General features: G+C 70.8%; 20 protein-coding genes. 8 read left to right on the top strand and 12 right to left on the bottom strand.

Features of this window, described 5'->3' with window-relative positions; genetic code table 11:
• The first annotated feature begins 106 nt into the window (after window positions 1–106).
• From IE069_RS12785 to IE069_RS12770, 4 genes are all read left to right on the top strand, one after another.
• On the top strand, window positions 107–790 hold the full coding sequence (locus IE069_RS12785; protein WP_189350948.1) for an SDR family oxidoreductase: 684 nt from the start codon (window positions 107–109) through the stop codon (window positions 788–790).
• A 3-nt stretch (window positions 791–793) separates the two neighbouring features.
• Complete coding sequence (locus tag IE069_RS12780) at window positions 794–1,840, top strand: CobW family GTP-binding protein (RefSeq protein ID WP_229791142.1); 1,047 nt, start codon at window positions 794–796, stop codon at window positions 1,838–1,840.
• A 114-nt stretch (window positions 1,841–1,954) separates the two neighbouring features.
• Entirely contained in the window at window positions 1,955–3,466 is a 1,512-nt protein-coding gene (locus tag IE069_RS12775) for an aldehyde dehydrogenase family protein (RefSeq protein ID WP_229791141.1), read from the top strand.
• Window positions 3,467–3,558: 92 nt separating this feature from the next.
• A complete protein-coding gene (locus IE069_RS12770) occupies window positions 3,559–4,128 on the top strand; it encodes an NAD(P)H-dependent oxidoreductase (protein WP_189350947.1) in 570 nt (189 codons plus the stop codon).
• A gap of 75 nt (window positions 4,129–4,203) precedes the next feature.
• Here IE069_RS12770 and IE069_RS12765 read toward each other — a convergent pair whose 3' ends face one another.
• The 6 genes from IE069_RS12765 to IE069_RS12740 all read right to left on the bottom strand — a co-directional run bounded on the left by IE069_RS12765 (window position 4,204) and on the right by IE069_RS12740 (window position 12,068).
• The gene (locus tag IE069_RS12765) at window positions 4,204–5,100 is read right to left on the bottom strand and encodes a glycine betaine ABC transporter substrate-binding protein (RefSeq protein WP_189350946.1); all 897 of its coding nucleotides are present in this window, start codon (window positions 5,098–5,100) and stop codon (window positions 4,204–4,206) included.
• Window positions 5,101–5,187: 87 nt separating this feature from the next.
• The gene (locus tag IE069_RS12760) at window positions 5,188–6,024 is read right to left on the bottom strand and encodes an ABC transporter permease (RefSeq protein WP_189350945.1); all 837 of its coding nucleotides are present in this window, start codon (window positions 6,022–6,024) and stop codon (window positions 5,188–5,190) included.
• On the bottom strand, window positions 6,021–7,307 hold the full coding sequence (locus IE069_RS12755) for a quaternary amine ABC transporter ATP-binding protein (RefSeq protein WP_189350944.1): 1,287 nt from the start codon (window positions 7,305–7,307) through the stop codon (window positions 6,021–6,023). The genes IE069_RS12760 and IE069_RS12755 overlap by 4 nt, the downstream gene beginning before the upstream one ends.
• A gap of 317 nt (window positions 7,308–7,624) precedes the next feature.
• Window positions 7,625–9,280 carry a phosphoglucomutase (alpha-D-glucose-1,6-bisphosphate-dependent) gene (gene pgm / locus IE069_RS12750; RefSeq protein ID WP_189350943.1) on the bottom strand — a complete coding sequence of 552 codons (1,656 nt, stop codon included), beginning with the start codon at window positions 9,278–9,280 and terminating at the stop codon, window positions 7,625–7,627.
• Between the two features lie 68 nt (window positions 9,281–9,348).
• Window positions 9,349–10,710 (bottom strand): MFS transporter, encoded by a 1,362-nt coding sequence (locus IE069_RS12745; protein WP_189350942.1) that lies wholly within the window; start codon window positions 10,708–10,710, stop codon window positions 9,349–9,351.
• Window positions 10,707–12,068: a DUF2254 domain-containing protein gene (locus IE069_RS12740; protein WP_189350941.1), complete on the bottom strand. Its 1,362-nt coding sequence runs from the start codon at window positions 12,066–12,068 to the stop codon at window positions 10,707–10,709. Before IE069_RS12740 ends, IE069_RS12745 begins: the two co-directional genes overlap by 4 nt.
• Before the next feature lie 116 nt (window positions 12,069–12,184).
• Here IE069_RS12740 and IE069_RS12735 point away from each other — a divergent pair, with 116 nt between their 5' ends.
• Window positions 12,185–12,817: an RraA family protein gene (locus IE069_RS12735; RefSeq protein ID WP_189350940.1), complete on the top strand. Its 633-nt coding sequence runs from the start codon at window positions 12,185–12,187 to the stop codon at window positions 12,815–12,817.
• An 8-nt stretch (window positions 12,818–12,825) separates the two neighbouring features.
• Here the strand turns inward: IE069_RS12735 and IE069_RS12730 are convergent, their stop codons facing one another.
• From IE069_RS12730 to IE069_RS12710, 5 genes are all read right to left on the bottom strand, one after another.
• Window positions 12,826–13,596 (bottom strand): HNH endonuclease family protein, encoded by a 771-nt coding sequence (locus IE069_RS12730; protein ID WP_229791140.1) that lies wholly within the window; start codon window positions 13,594–13,596, stop codon window positions 12,826–12,828.
• 153 nt (window positions 13,597–13,749) lie between these two features.
• Window positions 13,750–14,229, bottom strand: coding sequence for a hypothetical protein (locus tag IE069_RS12725; protein WP_189350939.1), 480 nt, complete (start codon window positions 14,227–14,229; stop codon window positions 13,750–13,752).
• Between the two features lie 190 nt (window positions 14,230–14,419).
• On the bottom strand, window positions 14,420–15,889 hold the full coding sequence (locus IE069_RS12720; RefSeq protein ID WP_189350938.1) for a peptide MFS transporter: 1,470 nt from the start codon (window positions 15,887–15,889) through the stop codon (window positions 14,420–14,422).
• A gap of 199 nt (window positions 15,890–16,088) precedes the next feature.
• Window positions 16,089–16,817 carry a hypothetical protein gene (locus IE069_RS12715; RefSeq protein WP_189350937.1) on the bottom strand — a complete coding sequence of 243 codons (729 nt, stop codon included), beginning with the start codon at window positions 16,815–16,817 and terminating at the stop codon, window positions 16,089–16,091.
• Window positions 16,814–18,373 carry an amidase gene (locus IE069_RS12710; protein WP_189350936.1) on the bottom strand — a complete coding sequence of 520 codons (1,560 nt, stop codon included), beginning with the start codon at window positions 18,371–18,373 and terminating at the stop codon, window positions 16,814–16,816. The genes IE069_RS12715 and IE069_RS12710 overlap by 4 nt, the downstream gene beginning before the upstream one ends.
• Window positions 18,374–18,516: 143 nt before the next feature.
• Here IE069_RS12710 and IE069_RS12705 point away from each other — a divergent pair, with 143 nt between their 5' ends.
• Window positions 18,517–18,843, top strand: a complete 327-nt coding sequence (locus tag IE069_RS12705) for a rhodanese-like domain-containing protein (protein ID WP_189350935.1) — start codon at window positions 18,517–18,519, stop codon at window positions 18,841–18,843.
• 37 nt (window positions 18,844–18,880) lie between these two features.
• A complete protein-coding gene (pheA, locus tag IE069_RS12700) occupies window positions 18,881–19,816 on the top strand; it encodes a prephenate dehydratase (RefSeq protein ID WP_189350934.1) in 936 nt (311 codons plus the stop codon).
• Here the strand turns inward: pheA and IE069_RS12695 are convergent.
• A complete protein-coding gene (locus IE069_RS12695; protein WP_189350933.1) occupies window positions 19,813–20,856 on the bottom strand; it encodes a diacylglycerol/lipid kinase family protein in 1,044 nt (347 codons plus the stop codon). The genes pheA and IE069_RS12695 overlap by 4 nt on opposite strands.
• 38 nt (window positions 20,857–20,894) lie before the next feature.
• Here IE069_RS12695 and serS point away from each other — a divergent pair, with 38 nt between their 5' ends.
• Entirely contained in the window at window positions 20,895–22,181 is a 1,287-nt protein-coding gene (serS, locus tag IE069_RS12690; RefSeq protein ID WP_189350932.1) for a serine--tRNA ligase, read from the top strand.
• The last annotated feature ends 76 nt before the right edge of the window (window positions 22,182–22,257 follow it).

The following is a 22,257-nucleotide window of genomic DNA, read 5'->3' as shown; positions in this document are numbered from 1 at the left end:
GTCATTGTCTTCCGGCGCGGGCGGAGACGCGACCCCGAATCGCGGCCCCTCCCAGCCGCCGGTAGTAGGTTGGAGGCCGAAGCCCGCACGATCCGAGGAGTCCCCCATGACCGAGCCGTCCGCCCGCCCCGTCGCCCTGATCACCGGTGCCAGCCGCGGCATCGGCGAAGCCATCGCCCGCGCGCTCGCCGACACCCACCACGTGCTCATCGGCGGCCGCGACGAGGCCGCCGTGAACGCCGTGGTGGAGTCGCTGCCGTCGGCCGAGCCGTGGGTCTGCGAGCTGACCGGCGACCTCGCGCCGCTGCCGGAGAGGCTCGACGTGCTGGTGCACTCGGCCGGCCTCGAGGCTTTCGGCACCGTCGAGGAGACCGACCGCGCGGAGTGGATCCGGCTCTTCGACGTCAACGTCTTCGCCGTCGCCGAGCTGACCCGCCAGGCGCTGCCGGCCCTGCGCGCCGCCCGCGGCCTGGTGGTCGCGATCAACTCCGGCGCCGGGTTCGCCGCGGGTCCCGGGCTCTCGGCCTACGCGGGTTCCAAATTCGCCCTCCGTGCCCTGACCGACGCGCTGCGCGAGGAGGAGCGCGCCAACGGCGTCCGCGTCTCCAGCGTTCACCCCGGCCGGACCGACACCGCCATGCAGGAGCGCCTCACCGAGGCCTACGGCCAGGAGTACGACGCCGGCCGCCACCTCGCGCCCGAGGACGTCGCCGCCGCGGTGCGCACCGTCGTCGACCTGCCGGAGCGCGGCACCATCGAATCGCTGTCCGTGCGCCCGGCGCGGAAGTAGCCCGTGGCGGTTCCCGCACCGGTGCCGGTGATCGTGCTGGCCGGATACCTCGGCGCCGGCAAGACCACCCTGTTGAACCGGGTCCTGCGCGAGCCCGGGGCGCGGGTCGGCGTGATCGTCAACGACTTCGGCGACATCAACATCGACGTCGGCCTGGTCACCGGCCAGGTGGACCAGGCGGCCTCCATCGCCGGCGGCTGCCTGTGCTGCATCGAGGACGTCTCCGAGCTCGACGACGCCCTCGAGCAGCTCTCCGCCCCGCGGCTGGCACTCGACGCGATCGTCGTCGAGGCCAGCGGGCTCGCCGACCCGGTGGCCCTGGCCCAGTTGATCCGCGACCGCGAGTCCGAGCGCACGCGCCTGGCCGCCGTGGTCGACGTCGTGGACGCCGCCGACCACTTCGGCACGGTGGACGACGGCGACCTGCCGCCCCTGCGCTACCAGGTCGCCTCCCTGGTGGTCGTCAACAAGCTCGACCGCCTGCCCGAGGCCGAGCGCGAGCCGATGGTCGAGCGGATCCGCGCCCGCGTGCGGGAGCGCAACGCCCGCGCCGAGGTGGTGGGCGCGGTCGGCGGCCGCATCGACGCGGCGCTGCTCTTCGACGTCGCCCGCCCCGAGGAGGACCCGGACCAGCTGCCGCTGCGCGAGCTGCTGATCGAGGCCGCCGCGTCCGGCAACCCGCTGCACGGTACCGGGCACGACCACGTGCACGCGCACTCGGCCACCGCCACGAGCGAGGGGCCCGTCGATGCGGCCCGCGTGCTCGCCGCGCTCGAGCGGCCGGTGCCCGGCGCCTACCGGCTCAAGGGGCACTTCGCGGTGCGGACCGCCGCCGGCCGGCGCGGGTTCACCGCCAACGCGGTCGGCGGCTACCTGCACCTCGCCGAGCGGAAGCCGCCGCGGCAGAACGCGCTGGTCGCGATCGGCGTCGATCTCGACGAGGGCGCCGCCCGCTCCGCGCTCGAGGCCGCACTGGACCCCGCGGAGTCCGAGCCCCATGGCCCGTCTCTCATGCGGCTGGAGCGCCACGTGCGCCTCAGCGGCGGCTAGCTGCCGGTCGCCAGCGTTCTGGGGGACGGTGCCCGCGATCCATCGCGCAGAACGTCGGTGACCGCGGCGTCATCTCTCTCGTCCAGCGCCCGCGGCGCGGGTTACCGTTGCCGCATGGGATCGAAACCTCACCGCAAGCTGCCCGCGCTCGAGATCGGGCAGTACGACGGCGGCAGCGGCCACGCGCCCAGCGTCCAGGACGTGCACGTCCAGCTGCGGGACGCGCGCTCGAGCCGCCTCATGCACGCGCGCCGGATGCGCGCGACCCAGCTCAAGGGGCTCGGCCGGCTGCTCGTCGAGGGTGAGCAGGAGCTGCTCGACGCCCTCGCCTCCGACCTGGGCAAGCCACCGGTGGAGGCCCACCTGACCGAGATCGACATCGTCAAGCACGAGGTCGACTTCGCCCTGCTGCACCTGTCCGAATGGATGGAGGCGCACCACGCCCGCGTGCCGATGATGCTGCAGCCGGCGTCCGCGAAGACCGAGCCGCAGCCCAAGGGGGCCGCCCTGGTCATCGGCGCCTGGAACTACCCGGTGCAGGTGCTGCTCGGCCCGCTCGTCGGGGCCCTGGCCGCCGGCAACGTGGTCGCGCTCAAGCCGTCCGAGCTCGCGCCCGCCACCTCCGCCGTGATCGCGCGCCTGGTCCCGCGCTACCTGGATCCGCGGGCGGTGCGGGTCGTCGAGGGCGGCGCCGGCGTCGCGGCCGAGCTGCTCGAGCTCGAGTGGGACCACATCTGCTTTACCGGCAGCGAGCGGGTCGGCCGGATCGTCGCCGAGGCGGCGGCCAGGCACCTGACCCCGGTGACGCTCGAGCTGGGAGGCAAGAGCCCCGCCGTCGTGCTGGACGGGAACCTGCACGCCGCGGCGCGGCGCATCGCGCACGGCAAGGCGCTCAACGCCGGGCAGACGTGCACGGCGCCGGACTACGTGCTGGCCGTCGGACAGGGCATGGAGAAGCTGCCGGAGGTCATCCACCGCGCATTCGTGCGGTTCTTCGGGCGCGACGCGTCCACGAGCCGCGACTACGGCCGGATCGTGAACCGCAAGGCGTTCGACCGGCTCGTCGGGTTCATCGAGGACGCGGAGATCGACCGGTCCGTGACGGTCATCGGCGGGCGCCACGATGCGGAGACGCTCTACATCGAGCCGACCGTCCTCGTGGGCGTGGATCCCGCGTCGCCGATCATGCAGGAGGAGATCTTCGGCCCCCTCCTGCCCATCCTGCGCGTGGAGAGCCTCGACGAGGCGATGCAGTTCATCAACGCCCGCCCCAGCCCGCTGGCCGCCTACCTGTTCAGCGAGCGGCCCCGCCCGCACAGCGCGTTCGAGCAGCAGGTGCGGGCCGGCGCCATCGCGTTCAACGTGTGCAACCTGCACGCCGGCATGAGCACCCTCCCGTTCGGCGGCGTCGGCGCCTCGGGCATGGGCAACTACCACGGCAGGTTCGGGTTCGACACGTTCAGCCAGCTGCGGCCCGTGTTCTCGAAGACCGCGCTCGTGGACACGCTCAAGATCGCCTACCCGCCGTACCGCAAGGGAAAGACCCGTGTGGTGCGGTCCGTGAACCTGGGGTCGGCCAGCAAGCAGAAGCTCGAGGTGAACCCGGGGGACAAACCGGGGATGTGAGCGACCCCACGACCGGGGCGGGAATGATTCATGCATACGAATGAGTTCTACTGCACGGAATCCATTCACACCCTTTCCAAGGAGATCCACTGATGGCTATCAACGTTCTGACTCTCGTCGGTTCCCTGCGTTCCGGCTCCACGAACCTCCAGCTCGCCGAGGCGGCCGTCGTCAACGCGCCCGACGGCGTCGACGTCAACGTCTTCTCCGGCCTGGCGTCCCTGCCCTTCTACAACGAGGACATCGACGTCGAGGGCCAGGTCCCCGAGGCCGCCGCAGCACTGCGCGAGGCCGCCGGCGCCGCCGATGCGTTCGTGCTGGTCTCCCCGGAGTACAACGGCACCATGCCGGCCGTACTCAAGAACGCGATCGACTGGCTGTCCCGCCCATACGGCGCCGGCGCCCTGACCGGCAAGCCGACCGCCGTGATCGGCACCGCGTTCGGCCGCTTCGGCGGCGCGTGGGCCCAGGACGAAGCCCGCAAGGCCGCCGGCATCGCCGGCGCCAAGGTGCTCGAGGACATCAAGCTCTCCATCCCGGGCTCGCTGACCCGGTTCGCCGAGCTGCACCCCAAGGACGACGCCGAGGTCGTGGGCCAGGTCTCCGAGGTCCTGACCGCGCTGCAGGCCGCCGCCGAGCAGGAACTGGTCGCCCAGAGCTGACACCTCCCGCACGAGAGGAGGGGCCGCGGAATCCATGGATTCCGCGGCCCCTCCTTTTTGTCGAAGCGTCGGCGACTAGCTGGTCAGGCCGTCGACGTAGTCCTGGTTCTCGGCGATCCAGTCCTCCACGATCGGCGCGTAGTCGTCGGTGTCGTTCTCGTTGAACATCACGTTCTCGAGCGAGTGCAGGGTCTCCGAGTCCATCTCGAAGTCCTCGAGCCAGCCGACGACCTCCGGGTTGGCCTCGCTGAACGCGGTGGAGCCGAAGGCGTGGATCTCCTCGGCGTCGCCGAGGGCGCCCTCCGGATCCTCGAGGTCCTTGATGTCGTAGGCGTCGTACGCCCAGTGCGGACGCCACAGCGTGACAGCGATGTTCTCGCCGTTCTCGGTAGCGGTGTCCAGTTCGGAGAGCATGGCAGGTGTCGACGAGGTCAGGAACTCCATGTCCTCGAGGCCGTAGCTCGGGATCACGGAATCCTCGGTCGCCGTGGTCAGCCCGGCGCCGGGTTCGATGCCGACGAGGCGGTTGTTGAACACGTCCGCGTTGTCGGCCAGTTCCTCGAGGGAGTCGACCGGGGCGTCGGAGTTCACGGCGATCGTCAGCTTGGCTTCGTCGTTCCAGGCGCCGTAGTCCACGATCTCGTCGCCGTATTCGTCGACGTACTCCGCGTGGGTCAGCGGCAGCCAGCCGTCGAGCGTGACGTCGTAGTCGCCGTCGGACAGGCCCTGGAAGACCGGTGCCGCGTCGGCGTACTCGAGCGTGACGTCGTAGCCCTCGCCCTCCAGGATGTTCTTCCACAGCTCGGACGCGGCGATGCCCTCGTCCCAGCCGTTGAAAACGGCGATGGTGACGTCCTTGCTCTCTGCGGCGTCGCCACCTCCGTCACCCTCGTCGCCGCCACTGCAAGCGGTGAGTGCGAGCAAGGCTGCTGCGGAGACGGCGATGCCCTTGAGTGTGCGTGTGTTCTTCATGTTGATCCTTCCGTGAGGCCGCCGGCGAACCGGCGGCGTGGGTGGATTTCCTGTGCCCGGAAACCGGGCCGGTTCGTTGCGACGCGTCTACTTGCGCTTCGTCGACGCGGCGAATCCTTGGGTGACGCGGTCCAGGAAGATCGCGAGGACCACGACCGAGATGCCGGCTTCGAAGCCGAACCCGGGGTCGATCCGGTTCAGGCTCGCCACGACGTCGCCGCCGAGTCCGCCAGCGCCGACCATGCCCGCGATGACGACCATCGAGAGGGCGAGCATGATGATCTGGTTGATGCCCGCGATGATCGTCGGCATCGCCAGTGGCAGCTGGATCTGGCGCAGGATGCGGCCCGGGGCGGCGCCGAACGCGTGACCCGCCTCGACGACCTCCTTGTCGACCCCGCGGATGCCGAGTTCGGTCAGGCGGACGCCGGGCACCATGGCGAAGATGATCGTCGCCACGATGCCGGGCACCACCCCGACGCGGAAGATCGCGAGTGCGGGGATCAGGTAGACCATGGCCGGCATGGTCTGGAAGAAGTCCATGATCGGCCTCACGATCGTCGAGACCCGGTCCGATTTGGCGGCCCAGATGCCCAGCGGGATGCTGATCGCGACGGCGACGAACGTGGCGACCAGTACCAGGGACAGCGTGGACATCGTGTTGTCCCACTGGTCCACCCCGTAGACCAGCGTGAAGCCGAGAGCGACGAACAGCGCCATCTTCCAGCCCTTCGCCCAGAAGGCGATGGCCATGAAGACCAGGATGACCACCCAGAACGGCGGCAGCTGCAGCAGTCCCTCGAGGCCGTCGTAGGCGCCGAGGAACCCAGTACGGATCGCGTCGAAGAGGCCGGCGAAGGTGGTCTCGAGCCAGGCGAGGAAGGCGTCGACCCAGTCGGCGAGCGGGATGCGGAAGTCGGTCATCGGGTATTTTCCTCCCCGGTCGAGTTGTCGGTGCCGTCACCGGTGGCCGCGTCGCCGCCGACCACGTCGATTCCGGTGGTCGAGGACGGCACGTTGCCGAGCGCTGCCAGCAGCGTCACGCGGGGGATCGCCCCCACCAGTCTGCCGTCGTCGTCGACAACGGCCAGGGGAACCGGGCTCTCGACCGAGCGGCCGAAGAGGTCGGCGAGCGGGACCTCCTCGCCCACGGGGTACGCGAAGCCCAGCACCGCAGGGTCGAGCGTCTCGGAACCGGCCTCGATCAGCTTGGTCACCTCGCGGTCGGTGATGACGCCCTGGAGCTTCTGCTGCCGGTCGACGACGAAGGCCGCGGAGAGCTGCAGCTCCTTGAGCAGGCGCTGCGCGTTCTTCGGGCCGCCGGAGAGGTTGACGACCGCGCGCGGCTTCTCCATCACGCCGCCGGCGGTCAGGACGCGCGTGCGGTCGACGTCCTGCACGAACTTCTCGACGTAGTCGTCGGCCGGGTGGGTCAGGATGTCGTCGGGGGTGCCGATCTGGACGATCCGGCCGTCGCGCATGACGGCCACGCGGTCGCCGAGGAACATGGCCTCGTTGAGGTCGTGGGTGATGAAGACGATGGTCTTGCCGAGGTCGGCCTGCAGTGCGACGAGCTGCTCCTGCATCTCGCGGCGGATCAGCGGATCGAGAGCGGAGAACGCCTCGTCCATGAGCAGGATGTCCGTGTCGGCGGTCAGCGCGCGGGCGAGGCCGACGCGCTGCTTCATTCCGCCGGAGAGCTCGTCAGGGAACTTGTCGCCCAAGCCGCCCAGGCCCACCATGTCGAGCGACGCCTCCGCGCGCTTCGTGCGCTCGCGCGGGGAGACGCCCTGGACCTCGAGGGCGTAGGCGGCGTTGTCGCGGACGGTGCGGTGCGGCAGCAGCGCGAAGTGCTGGAACACCATCGAAACGTTGTTCTGCCGTGTCTGGCGCAGCTTCTTCTTGCTGGTCTTGGCGATGTCGGCGCCGTGGATCTCCACGTGCCCCGCGGTCATTGGCAGCAGGCCGTTGAGCATGCGGATCAGGGTCGACTTGCCCGATCCCGACAGGCCCATCACGACGAAGATCTCGCCGGGCTTCACGTCGAAGGTGGCGTCGATGACCGCGGCCGTCCCGAGTGATTCGATCTCGTCGCGGGTTTTCCCGTTCTCGAGGAGTTTCACGGCCTCTTTGCCCCGGCGCCCGAAGACCTTGTAGGCGTTGCGGACGCTGAGCGCCGGCTTCGTTTCGGCGGATTGAGTACTCACGTGTTCCTGTCCACGCGCCCCGGGTCTGCGCGTTGTGTAGCCGAGTTCGGTCGGCCTTGGAGTAGCGCCGTACACATCTTGTGCGCGGTCCTGACATGCCAAGACCGATACTGAGGACTTTCTGTGACCCAGCTTAACAAGCACCTGTTCGCTGTGGGAGGAATCTCGGACGGATTTCCCGGTATTTCGGGCTCGGGGGCGCCCCGTGGATCGGCGAGAGGGCCCGCGGGGCGCGGCAAGCCGGGGGAATGCGCGAGCTCCCGGAGAGTTACCGCTTCGTAATGAATTCGGCGCACCGGGGCCGATTCTCCGGATGTTCAGCCGATGACGGAGTCCACCAGCGCCTTGGCCTCCTGCTGCACCCGGCCCAGGTGCTCGTCGCCCGCGAACGACTCCGCGTAGATCTTGTAGACGTCCTCCGTGCCGGACGGGCGGGCGGCGAACCACGCGTTCTCGGTGGTCACTTTCAGCCCGCCGATCGCGGCGCCGTTGCCCGGCGCCTCCGTCAGCTTGGCGGTGATCTCCTCGCCGGCGAGCGTCGACGCGGTCACGTCCGCGGCGGACAGCTTCTTCAGCGCGTCCTTCTGCGCCCGGGTCGCCGGGGCGTCGATGCGCGCGTACGACGGCGCCCCGAACTCGGCGGACAGCCCGCGGTAGTGGTCGCTCGGCGAGGAGCCCGTGGCGGCCTGGACCTCGGAGGCGAGCAGGCACAGCAGGATGCCGTCCTTGTCCGTGCTCCACGGCGACCCGTCGAAGCGCACGAACGACGCGCCCGCCGACTCCTCGCCGCCGAACACGCCCGTGCCGTCGAGCAGGCCCGGGACGAACCACTTGAAGCCCACGGGCACCTCGACCAGCTCGCGGCCGAGCGAGGCGGCAACCCGGTCGATCATCGACGAGCTGACCAGGGTCTTGCCGACGCCGGCGCTCTGCGGCCAGTCGGGCCGGTTGCGGTAGAGGTAGTCGATCGCGACGGCCAGGAAGTGGTTCGGGTTCATGAGCCCGGCGTCGGGCGTGACGATGCCGTGCCGGTCCGCGTCGGCGTCGTTCCCCGTGGCGATGTCGAACGCGGCGTCGCCGGCGGCGACCGCGTTGATGAGCGAGGCCATCGCGTACGGCGACGAGCAGTCCATGCGGATCTTCTCGTCCCAGTCCAGGCTCATGAACGCCCAGCGCGGGTCGACCTCCTCGTTGACGACGGTCAGGTTCAGCCCGTGCCGCTCGCCGATCGCGCCCCAGTAGTCGACGGACGCGCCGCCCATCGGATCCGCCCCGATGCGCACGCCCTCGGTCCGGATCAGGTCCAGGTCGATCGCGCTGCCGAGGGTGTCCACGTAGTTGGCCATGTAGTCGTAGGTGCCGCTGGTGTGCGCGGCCTTCGCCTCCGCCAGCGGCAGCCGGCGAACCCCGGCCAGCCCGTTCGCCAGGTACCCGTTGGCGCGGTCGGCGATCCAGCCGGTCGCGTCGGAGTCGGCGGGGCCGCCGTGCGGCGGGTTGTATTTGAAGCCGCCGTCGGCCGGCGGGTTGTGGCTGGGGGTGATGACGACGCCGTCGGCCTGGTGCGCCGGGTTGGCGCGCCCGCGGTTGTGGGTGAGGATCGCGTGGCTGAGCGCGGGGGTCGGCGTGAAGCGCTCGCGCGCGTCGGTGCGGACCTCGACGCCGTTGGCGGCCAGGACCTCGAGCGCGGTGTCCTGGGCGGGGCCCGAGAGCGCGTGCGTGTCCTTGCCGAGGAAGAGCGGGCCGCCGATGCCGGCGTCCGTCCGGTAGTCGACGATCGCCTGGGTGATCGCGACGATGTGGTGCTCGTTGAAGGAGCCCTTCAGCGAGGACCCGCGGTGGCCGCTGGTGCCGAACGCGACGCGCTGGTCGGGATTCTCCGCATCCGGGAGGACGTCGAAGTACGCCCCCAGCACAGCGTCGACGTCGATCAGGTCCTGTGTTTCAGCGGGCTGCCCCGCGCGAGTGCCAACCATGACCCCAGCTTTGCACGCACCGCCGCCGGCGGGTAGGGAACGGCGGGAAACACCCGGTGTGTGTCCGATTAAGTCGACGCGACCCGCCGCCGCGCCCACCACAGCACGGGGATGAACAGCATCGCGAGCACGCCGCCGGCGACCGACAGCCCCGCGTAGCTCGACGACACCATGACGAACCCGGACGCCGCCCCGCCGCCGGCACCGGCCAGGGAGACCAGCACGTCGATCGACCCCTGCACCCGCGGCCGGTTCTCCGGCACGGTCGCGTCGACCACGAGGGCGGTCCCGGAGATCAGCCCGAGGTTCCAGCCGACCCCCAGCAGCACCAGCGAGAGCACGAGCAGCCCCAGCGAGTCCCCGGGGGCGAACGCGCCGACCAGCCCCGCCGCGAGCAGAGTCACCCCGGCCGCGACCGCCACCGGCGTCCGCCCGATCCGGTCCACGAGCGCGCCCGTCGCGAGCGAGGGCAGGTACATCGCGGCGATGTGCAGCCCGATCACCAGCCCGACGTCGGAGAGCGAGTGGTTGTGTGCGCGCATATGCACGGGGGTCATGGTCATGATCGCGACCATTGCGATCTGGATCAGCACCATGATCGCCGCCCCCACGTAGGCCCCGGTCCGCGGCCGGGTCTCCGGTACGACGACGGCGGCCGCACCGTCCGCTGCGCCGTCGTGCCGCGCTGGGTGGGACGGGGCCGCGGCGCCTGTTGCGGGGTCGGCCCCGGTGGGCGCGCGGGCCAGGCCCGCGCGGGACGCTTCCGCCGCGGGGGCGGCCGCCAGCGTCTCCTCCGACCGCTCCTCCTCGAGCTGCCGGGCGAACAGCAGCGGGTCCGGCCGCAGCAGGGCCAGCAGCACGATCCCCGCCGCGAGGTACGCGGCGCCCGAGAGCAGGAAAGGCCCCGCCAGGGCCGGGATGCCGAGCCCGACGGCGACCGACCCCATGGGCTCGACCAGGTTGGGGCCGGCGACCGCGCCGAGGGTCGTCGAGACCATGGCGATGCTGATGGCCCGGCCGCGGGCGTCGGGAAGCGCGAGGTCGCCTCCCGCGTAGCGGGCCTGCAGGTTCGTGGCCGTCCCCGCCCCGTAGACGAAGAACGCGGCGAAGAGCAGGGGGATGTTGCCCGCGACGGCCGCGGCCACCACGCCGAACCCGCCGAGACCGCCGGCCGCGAAACCGATTCCCAGTCCCACGCGCCGGCCGAACCGCCCCGTCAGGCGGCCCACCAGGTAGGCCGTCAGCGCGGCACCCAGGGTGAACAGTGCCACCGGCAGGCCGGCGACGCCGTCGTGCCCGAGGAGCTCGCCGGCCAGCAGCGCCCCCACGGTGACGCCGGCGGCCAGCCCTGCCCCGCCGAGCACCTGGCTGATGACGACCACGGTGAGCGTGCGGCGCTGGACGCGCGCGCGCCGCTGATCGATGCTCATGCGCCGAAGTCTGCGATCAGGTGGCGGTGGGCCACGTCGTCGGCGGCCGCCCGGCGGGCGTCGTCGATCGACGTCCGGAGGCGTGCGGCGTCGCGAGGCGTGAAGTCCTGCAGGGGGACGAGAGCCGCCAGGTCGTCGACCAGGTCCTCGATCTGCCTCGAGTAGCGTCCGGCGGTGTCGCACAGCGCCGCCTCGCGCAGCAGCGAGAAGGCCTTGTCGACGATGACGGCCTGGCCGCGGCCGAACGTGAGCGCGTCGCGCAGGACCAACGTGGCCAGGTCCGTGAAGGTCGGCTGCGGCAGGATCACGCGGACGGCGCCGTCCTCGTCCCACTCGACGACGTCGCGGACGTCGGATCCGGCGATGTCGCCGAGCAGGGCGCCCAGGTAGTGCAGGCAGTGCAGGGCCGTCGTCGGGTCGTTGACGCCGGGGGAGAGTGCGCGGTTGCTGATGTCGACGATCTGTTGGATCGGGAAGCGCGGGTCCTGCACCGTGGTGCGTTCGCGGCCCGTGACCACCGCGTCGTTGATACGCGAGACGAGCAGCGCGACGTCGTCGGACGTCAGGTGGTGGGGCGAGCTCGTGTGGCAGACCCGGGCGAGGCTCTGCTGGGGTGTGACGAAGTCGCCGGGACTGATCTCGAAGGTGATGGTCCAGTCGCGCTCGGTGGCGAGGAGAGTCAGCGGCTCGAGGTCGACGTCGGCCACGAAGCCCGTCCCCGTCGAGGGGACCGGCTCCGCCGGGTGCTCCGACACCGGAGGATTGCCGGGGCGGGAGTTTCGGTAGGCGCGGGCCAGGGCGCCCCTCCCCTCGCGGGTGACGTCCGCGAGGATCGTTTCCACGCGGATCGTGCGCGTGATGTGGGTCAGGAAGACGACGAGGAGGACCACCACGGCGATCGCCAGCAGGAAGGCGAGGCTCACGCTGATGCCGGGGACGAACGCCTCGTAATCGGCGGTGCCGTTGCGGACCGTGCGCAGCACCGCCAGCGAGTAGGCGAACGTGCCGAGGAAGACGGCGAGGGTCACGTGGACCACCGTGTCGCCCGTGAAGGTCCGCAGCAGGCGCGGGGTGTACTGGGAGGACGCGAGCTGCAGGAGCACGATCGTCACCGAGAACGTGAGCGTGGTGACGGTGACGACCGACCCGGCGATGGTGGTGAGGACGGCCCGCGCGGCGTCGGGACTGCCGCCGAACACCCAGGCGGACACGAGTTCGCGCACGTGTGGCAGTGCGCCGTCGAGCGCCGGCAGGCCGAGCCCGAGCAGCAGTCCGGCCGCGATGCCGAGCATCGGCAGAGGCCACAACTCGTGGCGGATCGTGTCGGTGACGCGTTGAACACGTTGACCTCGCGGCATGCCGGGCACCCCTTCCGTAGACCCCGTTGGCAGTCTAGCGGCGGGCGGGGTTTGGTGGTGTCGTACGCTCGAGAAGTGGACGGCCTGCCAAAGGCACGACGACAAGGGAGAACTCGATGACGAACACGCCCGCCCTGCCCGACGTATCGCCGACGTCGCTCGCCGACCTGGTCGACGAGGACCGCGTGATGGACCCGGGGATCCGCCCGCTGTGGTCCGGCATGCCGCGCGTTACGGGGCCCGCGTACGCCGTGCGCTGCGCCCCCGGCGACAACCTGATGATGCACGCGGCGATCTACCGGGCCGAGCCCGGGTCGGTGATCGTGGTCGACTCCGGCGGGACGTCGCTCGCCGTCGCGGGCGGGAACGTGTGCGCCGTCGCCCAGCGCCGGGGCATCGCCGGGTTCGTGGTCGACGGGAGCATCCGCGACCTTCAGGAGGTCCGCGAGATGGGCTTCCCGGTGTTCGCGCGCGGGGTCTTCCCGAAGCCCGGGACGAAGAACTACGTGGTCCCCTCCAGCGAGACCGTCGTCGGCGGCGTGCGGGTCGGCACCGGCGACGTCGTCGTGGCGGACGAGGAGGGGATCGTGGTCGTGGAGTCCGGCCGGGCGATCGAGCTTCTCGACGCGGCCGAGCAGCGCGAGGAAGCGGAGGCCGGCCAGAGCCTCGACGAGTGGGAGGCCGCGCACCGGCGCAAGATCGAGGCCGGGCTCGCCGCCGGGGGCGACACGGCGGGGCTGCCCGCCTGAGCGCCTGATCAGTCGATCGCGAGGGCCCTGGAATCCGGGCAGCGGTTCGTGACGGTCTGTTCGATCGCGTCGTGCTCGGCCTGCGTCATCCAGAGGTCGTATTTGGCCTTCACGGCGGTCTGCCGGGTGACGTAGTCGCACCAGAACCCGCGGTTCGGCGGCAGCCAGGTGGCCGCGTCGGAGTCGCCCTTGGACGCGTTGGAGGGCCCGTCGACCGCGAGCAGGTTCAGCGGGTCGTTGGCCAGCAGCTCGCGTTCCTCCTCGTTCAGCTGCTGCGCGCCCTTCTGCCACGCGTCGGAGAGCGCCACCAGGTGGTCGATCTGCACGTCGCTGCTGGTCCCGGGGCCGCGGACGAAGTCGATCTCGGTAGCAGTGAACGCGTCGTCCAGCGTCCCGGCGAGCACGACGCACCCGTTCGTGCCCTCCTTGAGCTCCACGTCGGTCAGGTCGCGGCGCAGCATGTCGTTGCGGGCGTCGCACCCGTTGCGGTCCGGGTCCTTCCAGCCGGAGCCGAACTCGTCGCGCTCGTACCCGGTTTTCGGGGCACGACCCTTGATCTCGATCGTCGCCAGCTGGTCCAGCAGGGGCTCGTCGGTCACCTCGAAGCCCGCGTTCGCGTCGGTCGCGGCACTCGGGCCGGCCGGCGCGGGAGGCGCCTCCAACTCGTCGACGATGTCCCACAGAATGCTCTCGGCGGCGGTGCACCCGGTGAGGGAGGAGAGGACGACGGCGCCGCCGGCCAGGGCGGCGAGCAGGCGGGTGGTGCGGCGTGCGGTCACGGTTGGACAGCCTCCGGGAGATCGAGATGGAACAAGGGGCCGACCAGGCGAAATGCCTTCCGGCGCGGTGCACCACCTTATCGGCGGGGACTTGCGGAATGGGCGAGCCCCGCCGCCTCGGGGCCGGCTGCAGGTCGCCGGGGCCTGAAAGTCCTATTCGGGGGCGTTCTTCACGAGGAGATTGGGGGACTTCTGCTCCCACTGGCTCTGATCGACGCCGCTCAGGATTTCCTGCGCCTCGGATGTTGCCACGAGCCATGCTTCCTCGGTCTTGTCGCCATTCGCCACGCGGAGGCCCCCGAATCCGTCCACGGACGTGCAACCCATCATGGTGGCGTCGCCCTGGCCATTGACCGGGATGAGGCAGATCTCCTCATCGCCCAGCGGGGCGGCAAAGTACTGGAGGTCGGCCGACTGTCCCACGAGCCGCGTTTTCGCGGGATCCATGTCCTCGGGGATGAAGGTGTCCGCCGGCTCCGGCAGGTGATCCTTCGCAGCTTGCTCTCCGGCGAAGGATGGGACGATTTCCGACGCGTCGTCGTACGTCGGGCCAGAGCATCCGGCCAACGCTGTACTGCCGACCGCGAGGACCGCGGCCGCCCCGGCGATTCTCCATCGTCTGGCCGTCTTCATCAGAATCCCCCCGAATGCAGACCTTGGTGGACCTTCGTCTGCCGACAACGTAGCAGCACCATGTATCGCAGACAACGGTTCGCCGAGGCCCGCACTGCGTGCCGAGGGACATAGACGAACGGCGCCGCACCCGGTTCTTGCGGAACGGGCGCGGCGCCGTCGTACTGCCTGAAGACAGAGGCGGTGCTGCCTACTTCACGCCGGACATCAGCTTCTTGATGCCGGGGGTCGCGGCGGCGAGGGCGACGCCCAGGACGATCGACGTGCCGCCGAGCGCCAGGAAGTACGGGATCTCGTTGCCCTCCGTGTAGAAGCCGGCCAGGATGCCCGCGAGCGTGGTGCCCAGCGAGATCGACAGGTAGAACAGGGCGAGCATCTGCGTGGTGAACGCGACCGGGGCGAGCTTGGTCGCCACGGACAGGCCGATCGGGCTGAGGAACAGCTCCGCCCACGTGCACAGCAGCAGGATGCCGGCCAGGGCCAGCAGCGGTGTCTTGTCCAGCGACTCCAGCGGGATGAACACCAGGTAGGCGATGCCGATGATGACCAGCGCCGCGCCGAACTTCAGCGGGGTCGACGGCTGGCGGTCGCCCATCTTCGTCCACATCGCCGCGAACACGGCCGCGAAGATGATGATGAAGACCGGGTTGATCGACTGGACCCAGCTGGCCGGCATCTCCCAGCCGAACAGGGTGCGGTCCAGGCGCTTGTCCGAGTACACGGCGATGAACGTGAACTGCTGCTGGAACAGGGCCCAGAAGGCGGCCGAGGCGATGTACAGCGGGATGAACGCCGTGACGCGCTTGCGCTCCGTGGCGTCGACCTTCTTGGAGCGCAGGATGACGACGAAGTAGATCGCCGAGGCGATGACGGCCGCTCCGGCCATGGTGTTGGCCAGGTTGTCCGCGTTCACGACGCCGGAGGCCAGGAGCGCGATGATGACCGCCAGGGCGGCGAGAGTGCCCCACGTGTACTTCTTGCGCTGCGGGGCCGGCAGCGGGTTCGCGATCTGCTGGGCGGCAGCGGGCAGCTTCTTCCGGCCGCTGGCGTAGATCGCCAGGCCGATGGCCATGCCGACGGCGGCGGCGCCGAAGCCGAAGTGGAAGCCGACGCGGGTCTGCAGGAAGCCGGTGAGCAGCGGGCCGAGGAGGCCGCCGATGTTCACGCCCATGTAGAAGATAGAGAAGCCGGCGTCGCGGCGGTTGTCCTCGCGGGCGTAGAGCGAGCCGACGAGCGAGCCGGAGGCCGCCTTCACGCCGCCGGAGCCGAGGGCCACGAGGATCAGGCCGGCGGCCAGGCCGATGGTGCCCGGGAGCACCGCCAGTGCGACGTGGCCGGCCATGACGACGATGGCGGAGGAGAAGAGGACGCGCTCGGAGCCGAGCACGCGGTCCGCGATCCACGCGGAGAGGATCGTGCTGAGGTAGACGCCGCCGCCGTAGGCGCCGACCAGGCTCAGAGCAAGACCCTGGTCCAGTGCGAGGCCGCCCTGGGAGACCTCGTAGTACATGTAGTAGGCCAGAATGGCCTGCATTCCGTAGAAGGAGAAGCGTTCCCACAGTTCAACCGTGAACAGGTTGAACAGCATCCGGGGGTGCCCGAAGAACGTCTCCTCAGCTTTCTTACCCGCGGGGGTAGACGGGTTGTGTGTAGTGGTCATTCACACAATGAAACGCCAATATGCGACGTAGGGCATACTTAAGTGATCTGACTCACAGTGTCGCGTGCGGTGTGCGGGGGCTCGAAGTTGTGATGGATTTTGCTGGATTGCTGCTCGATTCCGGGCCCCTCAGATCCTGATCTGCCGGGAGATCGAGAGGAGCGGGGATGCCGACGAGCCGCGCCGGCCGACGCAACCGTCAGCCGGACGACGGCGCCGTGCCGGACTCGCTGGCCCACTCGCGCAGACGCGGGCTCAGCTCCACCGTGAAGTCCATGCCCCGCAGGGCATCTGCGGTGACGTCCAGGCCGCGCCCGCGGGCCTCCCAGGCGAAGTCGTCGTACGCGAGCTCGTCGTCCAACCGGGCGGAATCCGTGTCCGGGTCGTCTTCGGGCGGTTCGTCCGGCTGGAGGCAGGCGCGCACGTCCTCTTCGATCTGCGCGGGCGACATGCGGCCGCGCAGCCTGCGCCCGGTGGACGGCGGTGCCACTGCAGCGTCGTGCTCCTCCTGTCCGGCGGATTCAACGGGCGGACGCGGGCGCGCCACCCGGATCGCCGACACGGTGAACCCGCGCTCGGCAACCAGGACCGCGCGCCCGTCGTCGAGCCGGCAGAACACCAGGATCGAGACGCTCAGCGAGTCGTCGGCCGGGCCCTGCTCGGGTCGGCCGGCGGCGTCCAGGAACCGGGGTGGTGCTTCGAGTTCGCACCACGCGCCGAAACCCACCACGTGGCTGTGGGCGGTGGGGCGCCGAAGCGGTGGGCGGTCCCGATGCGCGGCGCGGCCGGGGTCGAGTGCCGGCCGTTCCATCCAGTCGGGGACGCGCGGTTTGACCGCGTCCGGTGACGGCGCCCAGTAGCCCGACCCGTCGGGGTACACGTCGCTCAGGCCCCGGGGACCCGGTTCGCTGTTCGATTCCCCGTTCATGCGAACTCGATCGACGGAGAAGACGGGGAGGTGTCGAAGTACGGCACCAGCTGGCCCGCCAGCGCCAGCAATTGCGCCTCGGAGCCCGCCCGACCGATCATCTGGACCCCCATCGACAGCCCGTTTTCGGTGGTCAGCGTGGGGATGGCGATGGCCGGCAGCTGGCTCACGTTCACCATCGACGTGAAGGGCGTGTACTGGCACTGGAGGCGGTAATCGGTCGCTCCGTCGTGCGGGTCCTGAGGATCCCCCGTGAAGTAGCCCACGGGCGGGGGCGTCGTCGCCATCGCCGGCGTCAGCACGACGTCGTACGCGCCCCACTGGGTGCGGAAGTCGCGGGCGATGTCCAGCAGGATGTTCGCGGCCGAGAGGATGGTCGCCTCGTCGCGGGCGAGCGCGGCGGCCCGGAAATCGCGGGCGAGCACGCCCAGCCGCTCCTCGGCCCCGTCGCGGAGCGGGATGTCGGCCAGCCCCGAGGTCCAGGTGGTGTAGAAGGAGTCGCCGTAGCGGGGATCGTAGGACAGGTCCGCCTCCTCGACGCGGTGGCCGGCCGCCCCCAGTGCCGCGACGGCGGCGTCGAGCGCCGCGCGGGCCTCGGCGGAGATCGAGATCGGATAGACGGACTCGAACGGGCTCGCCGTCGAGATGCCCACGCGCAGGGGGCGCCCGGGCTGGGGTCCGGCCCCGCTCCGGCCGCCGGACGCGCGCGGCGTCGGGGCGAAGCGGCCCGGGTCGCGGGAGAGCGCCGCCTCCTCGAAGCGGCCCGCGCCGCCGGGGCGGGTCGAGCCCATGAGCGCGTCGAACAGGGCGCCCGCGTCGGCGGCGTCGTGCGCGATCGGACCGGAGACCGCCATGCGCGGCGCGTTCGTGCGGGTCACGTGGAACGCGCCCGCCCGCATTTCGGCGCCGGGGTCCAGGGCGCGCGCCGCCTGCAGGTCGGCCGGCACGACGCCGTAGCCCGGTTTCAGCCCGACCAGTCCGCACGCGGAGGCCGGGATCCGGATGCTGCCGCCCGCATCGGAGCCGATCGCACCCGGCAGCATGCCGGCGGCGACCGCCGCGGCGCTTCCACCGCTCGAACCGCCCGAGGTCAGGGCCGGATCCAGCGGGTTCCGCGAGGGAGGGGAGACGAGGTTCTCCGAGTAGCAGGCGAGCCCGAACTCGGGGACCTGCGTCTTGCCGAGGCTCACCGCCCCGTGGGCGTGCACCTGGCTGACGACGGCCGAGTTCGCGTCGGCGACCGCCGGCTCGAACGCCGCGGTCCCGCGCATCGTGGGCACCCCGACGACGTCCCACAGGTCCTTCCACGCCACCGGGACCCCGTGCAGGGCGCCGAGCCGGGCGCGGCGGGACCCCGCGCCGGCGGCCGCCCATGAACGGTCGAGACCCGCCGCCGTCGTCATGGCCTGGTCCGCGGTGACCTTCACGAACGCCCCCAGGCCGGCGTCCGCGTCCGCGATGCGGTCCAGGTGCGCGGCCGCGGCCTCGCGCGCGGACAGCTCGCCCGACAGGATGGTTTCGCGCAGCTGGCGCACGGTGTATTCCTCGATGTGCATGTTCTCCCCGTCTCCTTGCGCGCGGTCAGGTCTCCACTGCGAGCGTAAACCTTCCGCCCGCGGCGGCCCACCCGCTATAGGCTGGGGGCGACGAAACCACCGCCGCGGGCCGCCGCGGCGACAACGAGGACGAGGAGGCCGAGATGAGCGATTTCGAGACGGTCGAGGTGAACGAGGTCCCGGAGGGGGCCAAGGTGCTCGACGTGCGCGAGGCCTACGAGTGGGAGGCCGGCCACGCCACCGGCGCCACCCACATCCCCATGAACGAGGTCCCGGAGCGCCTCGACGACCTGGACCCCGACGACGACACCTACGTGATCTGCCGGACCGGCGGGCGTTCGGCGCAGGTCGCCGCGTTCCTCACCGCCAACGGCTACACCGCCTTCAACGTGGCCGGCGGGTCCGGCGCCTGGCTCGAGGCAGGCCTCCCCCTGACCAGCGAGAACGGCGAAGAGCCCACTATCCGCTAGCCCCACCGCCGGGTGACCGGCCCACGAAAGCGACCACATGATCTACACGTATCTGGGCCCGGCGGGCACCTTCACCGAATCCGCGCTGCTGCAGGTTCCCGGCGCGGGCGACGCGGAGCGGGTTCCGGCCACCAGCGTGAACAACGCGTTGGAGCGCGTGCGCACGGGCGAGGCCGACGCGGCGATGGTGCCGATCGAGAACTCCGTCGAGGGCGGCGTCTCGGCGACGCTCGACGCGATCGCGACGGGCGGCAGCCTGCAGATCGTCGCCGAGGCGCTCGTGCCGATCACCTTCGACCTCATCGTGCGCGACGGGATCGAGGAGCTGGAGCAGATCAGGACGGTCGCTACCCACGGCCACGCGTGGGCGCAGTGCCGCGGATGGGCGGACGCGAACATGCCGGCGGCCGAATTCGTGCCCGCCTCCTCCACGGCAGCCGGCGCCATGGCGATCCTGGACGGCGACCCGGACGTCGACGCCGCCATCTGCTCGCCGCTCGTCGCCGAGCAGAACCCGCTGAAGGTGCTGCGCAACGCGATCGAGGACAACGCCGGCGCGGTCACCCGCTTCGTGCTGGTCCACCGCCCGGGGGCGATCCCGCGCCCGACCGGCAGCGACAAGACGACGATCGTGATCCCGCTGCCCGAGGACCGGCCGGGCGGGCTGATGGAGATCCTCGAGCAGTTCGCCGCCCGCGGCGTGAACCTCTCCCGGATCGAATCCCGCCCGACCGGAAAGGGGCTCGGAAACTACTTCTTCTCCGTCGACACCCACGGGCACATCGACGAGGCCCGGATGGCGGACGCGCTCGCCGGACTGCACCGGATCAGCCCGGAGCTGCGGTTCCTGGGCTCCTACCCGGCGGCCGGGCCGTCGCAGATCGACCCGCCCTCGCTCAAGCGGCACAACACGGACGCGGCGTTCGCCGACGCGGCCGAGTGGATCGCGTCGATCCGCGGCAGGGCGCTCTAGCAGCGCACGTTCAAGGAGCCGGGCAGCACCTCGACGTCGAGCTGGCGCACGTAGCCGTCGGTGTCGCCGTCGAGCTGTGCGGCGATCGGTTCGTCGCAGATCAGCGAGACCTTCCGGCACTGCGCGAAGTTGATGATCGGGTCGTGGCCGCGGTGGCGGACCAGGCCCTTGAGGGCGATCCAGCCCCATCCGGCGAGCGAGCGCGGGCTCATGACCACGACGTCCAGGAGCCCGTCGTCGATCTTCGCGTCCGGCGCCAGCTGGACCCCGCCCTGCAGCTTCCCGCAGTTCGCGATCATGATCGAGCGGATCCTCAGTTCCTGCACGTCGCCGTCGTCGAGGCGCATCCTCACGGCCTGGCGTGTGCCCTGCATCTTCCGGAAGCCGGCCTCGGCGTAGGCCACTGCCCCGAGCCGCGCCTTCAGGTCCGAGTCGGTCGCGTCCATCATCTCCGCGTCGAAGCCGACGCCCGCGATGACTGCGAACTCCTTCGTCTCCTCGCTCCCGTCGTCGCGGACCAGGCGCACCCGGGCGGCGTCGATCTTCCGGACGGAACCGAACAGGGCGCTCGCGAGCCAGGAGCCGTTGTCGTCCACGTTGATGTCCAGATTGCGGGCCAGCAGGTTTCCCGTGCCCAGCGGCAGCAGCGCCATGATCTCGTCGCGCCCGCTCATCACCTCGGCGACGGCGCGCACCGTGCCGTCGCCGCCGGCGGCCATCACGGTGGTGCACCCGTCGTCGAGCGCCGCCCGCGCCATCTCGTAGCCGGGGTCATCGGGTGTCGTCTCGTAGACGGCGGGGGCCGGCTTGCCCGCGTGCGAGCACGCGGTGTTCAGCGCGTCGAGGGCCAGCGCGGCGCCCTTTTTGGAGGGATTCAGCACGACGCCGATCCGCTCGCCGCCGCCCGGCGCGGCGGCTTCAGGGGCCACTTCCTCGATGCGGCTGAGCCGCGACCTGAGGGCGCGCACGGAGACGAGGGCCACCACGGCGACGATGACCGCGACGACGACGAGGAGGAGGGCGAGGATCTCGAGTTGCATAGTGCACTCAGAGTAGCCGCATTCGATACGCTGTAGGTGTGATCGACGTAAAAGAGCTCGTAGAGAATCCTGACGTATTCCGCGCCTCGCAGCGCGCCCGTGGAGCGGACGAGTCCCTCGTGGACCGGATCGTCGCGGCGGACGCCTCCCGCCGCGAATCGATCGCCGCCTTCGAGTCCCTGCGGGCCGAGCAGAAGGCCTTCGGCAAGAAGGTCGCCCAGGCTGCGGGCGAGGAGAAGCAGGCGCTGCTGGCCGAGGTCAAGGAGCTGGCCGCGCAGGTGAAGGCGGCCGAGGCCTCCGCTGACGAGGCGCAGGAGGAGCTGACCGGGCTGCAGCGCGCGTTCCCGAACCTGATCGCCGAGGGCGTCCCGGCCGGCGGCGAGGACGACTTCAACGTCGTCAAGCACGTCGGCGAGCCCCGTGACTTCGACGCCGACGGCTTCGAGCCGCGCGACCACTTGGAGATCGCCGAGCTCATCGGCGCGATCGACATGGAGCGCGGCGCCAAGGTCTCCGGTTCCCGCTTCTACTTCCTCAAGGGCGTCGGCGCCCGCCTGGAGATCGCCCTGATGAACATGGCGCTCGACCTGGCCCTGCAGAACGACTTCACGCCGATGATCACCCCCACCCTGGTCCGCCCGGAGACCATGCAGGGCACGGGCTTCGACGTGGCGCACGACGACGAGATCTACCGCCTCGAGCGCGACGACCTGTACCTGACCGGCACGTCCGAGGTCGCCCTCGCCGGCTACCACGCCGACGAGATCATGGACCTCTCCGCCGGCCCGCAGCGCTACGCCGGCTGGTCCTCCTGCTACCGCCGCGAGGCCGGGTCGGCCGGCAAGGACACCCGCGGCATCATCCGGGTGCACCAGTTCAACAAGGTCGAGATGTTCATCTACACCTCCGTGGAGAACGCCGAGGCCGAGCACGCCAGGATGCTCGCCTGGGAGGAGGAGATGCTGAGCCGGATCGGGCTGCCGTACCGCGTGATCGACACGGCCGCCGGCGACCTGGGCATGAGCGCGGCCCGCAAGTTCGACTGCGAGGCCTGGGTCCCGACGCAGGGCAAGTACCGGGAGCTGACGTCGACGTCGAACTGCACGACCTTCCAGGCGCGCCGCCTGAACATCCGCGAGCGCCAGGTGGGCGCGGTCGGCAAGCCGGGCAAGACGCGGCCGGTGGCCACGCTGAACGGCACGCTGGCCACGACGCGCTGGATCGTCGCGATCCTCGAGCAGCACCAGAACGCCGACGGCTCGGTGACCGTGCCGGAGGCGCTGCGCCCGTACCTCGGCGGCCTGGAGACGCTCCCGGTCCTCTAGCACCGGATCCGAGGGCTGGCTCTGTCCGCGTGGCGAAACCATGTCGCCGTAACGGCAGGGTCTCGCCACACGGGCA

This window comes from Zhihengliuella salsuginis (assembly GCF_014651715.1).
GTDB classification, from domain to species: domain Bacteria; phylum Actinomycetota; class Actinomycetes; order Actinomycetales; family Micrococcaceae; genus Zhihengliuella; species Zhihengliuella salsuginis.
This window is presented reverse-complemented; position numbering and strand designations above follow the sequence as displayed.

Coding starts and splice junctions, on each gene's coding strand:
- IE069_RS12785 (WP_189350948.1), top strand. CDS start 107: ATGACCGAGCCGTCCGCCCGCCCCGTCGCCCTGATCACCGGTGCCAGC.
- IE069_RS12775 (WP_229791141.1), top strand. CDS start 1,955: ATGGGATCGAAACCTCACCGCAAGCTGCCCGCGCTCGAGATCGGGCAG.
- IE069_RS12770 (WP_189350947.1), top strand. CDS start 3,559: ATGGCTATCAACGTTCTGACTCTCGTCGGTTCCCTGCGTTCCGGCTCC.
- IE069_RS12765 (WP_189350946.1), bottom strand. CDS start 5,100: ATGAAGAACACACGCACACTCAAGGGCATCGCCGTCTCCGCAGCAGCC.
- IE069_RS12760 (WP_189350945.1), bottom strand. CDS start 6,024: ATGACCGACTTCCGCATCCCGCTCGCCGACTGGGTCGACGCCTTCCTC.
- pgm (WP_189350943.1), bottom strand. CDS start 9,280: ATGGTTGGCACTCGCGCGGGGCAGCCCGCTGAAACACAGGACCTGATC.
- IE069_RS12745 (WP_189350942.1), bottom strand. CDS start 10,710: ATGAGCATCGATCAGCGGCGCGCGCGCGTCCAGCGCCGCACGCTCACC.
- IE069_RS12740 (WP_189350941.1), bottom strand. CDS start 12,068: ATGCCGCGAGGTCAACGTGTTCAACGCGTCACCGACACGATCCGCCAC.
- IE069_RS12735 (WP_189350940.1), top strand. CDS start 12,185: ATGACGAACACGCCCGCCCTGCCCGACGTATCGCCGACGTCGCTCGCC.
- IE069_RS12725 (WP_189350939.1), bottom strand. CDS start 14,229: ATGAAGACGGCCAGACGATGGAGAATCGCCGGGGCGGCCGCGGTCCTC.
- IE069_RS12720 (WP_189350938.1), bottom strand. CDS start 15,889: ATGACCACTACACACAACCCGTCTACCCCCGCGGGTAAGAAAGCTGAG.
- IE069_RS12715 (WP_189350937.1), bottom strand. CDS start 16,817: ATGAACGGGGAATCGAACAGCGAACCGGGTCCCCGGGGCCTGAGCGAC.
- IE069_RS12710 (WP_189350936.1), bottom strand. CDS start 18,373: ATGCACATCGAGGAATACACCGTGCGCCAGCTGCGCGAAACCATCCTG.
- IE069_RS12705 (WP_189350935.1), top strand. CDS start 18,517: ATGAGCGATTTCGAGACGGTCGAGGTGAACGAGGTCCCGGAGGGGGCC.
- pheA (WP_189350934.1), top strand. CDS start 18,881: ATGATCTACACGTATCTGGGCCCGGCGGGCACCTTCACCGAATCCGCG.
- IE069_RS12695 (WP_189350933.1), bottom strand. CDS start 20,856: ATGCAACTCGAGATCCTCGCCCTCCTCCTCGTCGTCGTCGCGGTCATC.